The organism is Clostridia bacterium (assembly GCA_014360065.1).
Lineage (GTDB): Bacteria > Bacillota > DSM-521 > Neomoorellales > JACIYF01 > JACIYF01.
The window spans coordinates 1-2,302 of record JACIYF010000217.1 but is presented as its reverse complement, the minus strand read 5'-3'; the positions used below and the strand labels follow the sequence as shown (position 1 = coordinate 2,302).

Below are 2,302 nucleotides of genomic sequence, written 5' to 3'. Positions count from 1 at the left end.
TGTTCATGGATGGGGTTCTTGTAACCAGAAAAAACCTCAACCCCGTCTACCTTTATCTGCCATTGATGCTTGTAATAGCGCCCCAATGGTACCTCCAGTGCCTCGCGGATAAGCATTCCGTATTTGCCGAATCCGATCCCCACATCCAGGACCGATCGTGGTTGCAGTGACTGAATTTGGTCGAGCACAATAGGAATCACTTGGTACCAGCTGGTAGGCATACCAATGCCTCCTGACACTTATAACTTGACGTTACCGCTTAGTTCGGTAATTCAATCTCTGGCTACTGGCGTGCACCAGTGGTGTTTTTACTGGATATTATTCAACCGTGAGCCAAGACGTTCATGGTCCTGGCTACTTCCAGAAGTGTACGGGCGCTCTGATTTCCTGGCTCGAGCTGAAGCGTGCCCAGGAATGCGTTTTCTGCGTCTTCCCAACGTTGGGGTTCTATCATCAGGAGTCCGATTCGATATACAAGCTCAGCATCGTTGGAGTCGTTTCCATCCCATGGGCAGGCTAGATGATAAGGGCAGCCCTTAAGGATCCTCTTCTATTGCCGACATTTATTAACGTAACAACTTGTTCTTTAAACCTAAGCCCAGGGCCGGACTAACTGGGAGTGCCAGATCCGATAGGCGGATAGCTTGTATATTCTCATGGACTCTTTTTGGTAGCAATGAACCATGGAGGTGGCGCCATGAAGGACCCCCGAACGCTCTTGCTCATGCTTGACAGCAACGAAAAGAAAGTCCTAAAAAAACTTGAGCGCGCAGGTCTTGGCGATGCCCAGGTTTATTATCCGCTGCTTCCCCAGCCGGGAGGAACCAAGCGGACTGCCTGGTGGGCAGGAGCAGCCAAGTTATTTAATTCCCTGGGGACGGAACCTGGTACCCGGATCTTTTACTGGGGACCCTCCCGGTTCTTGTCGCTCTTCCTGCGGCACCTGGCTAGCAGCACAGGCGAAAACTTTGTCTGGTCTCATTGGGAGCGGGTGCCAATAGGTGGTGGCCTACTTCAGTTTTATGGCGCCTTAGGTGTTTGCCTCATGGAAGGGGTTACCCCCATAACCCTGCCTACCCACTTGGGCAACAGATTCTTTGTTCAGGTGCTGGAGGAAGAGCTGGCCAAAACCGGGGTTGCCCTAAGTCGCCGGGGTCGGCCTTGGCCATCTCCACGAGAAGAACTGGAAAATAAGAACGGCAACGCCCGATTGACCCTTGCCCTTATAGCCAAGGACGAGGAAGAATTTCTTGCTGGCTGCTTAGAGCAGGCTCTTCCGTACGTGGATGACGTCGTAGTCGTGGACACGGGTTCCAGGGATCGAACGGTGGAAATTGCTAGAGCTTATTGCGCCAAGGTAATCGAGCACCAGTGGAAAGATGATTTTGCCGCAGCCAGGAATGCCTATTTGGATGAGATTCATGACGGTTGGATAGTCACTCTGGATGCCGATGAGTACCTGACTGCCGACGCGGGGGTAGCCTTACGCCGCTTAGCAGAAAAGGGCGAGGCCAAGGTTTACTATCTTCGCACTTACAACTACCACCATGAAGTTGTGCCTCATTTTTCTGACCAAGCCAACATAAGGATGGTCTTTCGGACAGACGATCTGCGGTACAGCGGGAAGATCCACGAACAACTCCTGACCTCGCTGCCCCGGGAACTAGTCGGCGGGCCACAGGTGCTGCACTATGGCTATCTTCCTGCTATCAGCTTACGGAAAGGTAAGCTACAGCGCAATGCTGGCATCTTGGAAGAAGTTGTTGCACAAGGTACGCCCTTCGATTTATATAACTTGGGGCTCAATTTGATGTCCCAGAATAAGCCGGATGAGGCCCTGGAGGTCCTAGAGAAGTACCTAGTTATCGAGTCGGAAGAAGCTGCTAAGTATCGGCCGTCAGCCTACTGGCATGCAGCTAGGGCGGCTTTGGCCAGTGGTCGGCAGGATCTAGCCCTAGAATATGCCGAAAAGGCCTGCCAGGCACCTATGCCGGAATGCTATTTTACCAAGGCCCAGGTACTCGAGAGCCTTGGTCGTATTGGTGAAGCTATTGCTGCTTATCGGGAGGCAGCCTCTCTGCCCGAACCGCCAGCCAGCATCTACCAGTTTTTCAACCAGAGCGATTCCAGCATCAGACTTTGGCGGGCTAGGGTGGCTGCTGCTGCTCTGTTGGAAAAGGAAAAGCGTTATGAAGAGGCTGAGCGGGAGTATCGCCAGGTCTTAGAGGGGGATATGAGCAACTTGAGCGCTCTCGTTGGCCTAGCCCGAGTGAAACGCCTGGATGGCCACCCTGGTGACGGG

2 protein-coding genes are annotated in these 2,302 nt (G+C 53.0%); one reads left to right on the top strand and one right to left on the bottom strand.

Annotated elements, in window-relative coordinates; all coding sequences use genetic code 11:
* On the bottom strand, window positions 1–221 hold a 221-nt coding region (locus H5U02_15185), incomplete at its 3' end, for a glycosyltransferase family 1 protein (GenBank protein MBC7343764.1).
* A 476-nt stretch (window positions 222–697) separates the two neighbouring features.
* Here H5U02_15185 and H5U02_15180 point away from each other — a divergent pair.
* The coding region (locus H5U02_15180; GenBank protein MBC7343763.1) for a glycosyltransferase at window positions 698–2,302 on the top strand (1,605 nt) is incomplete at its 3' end.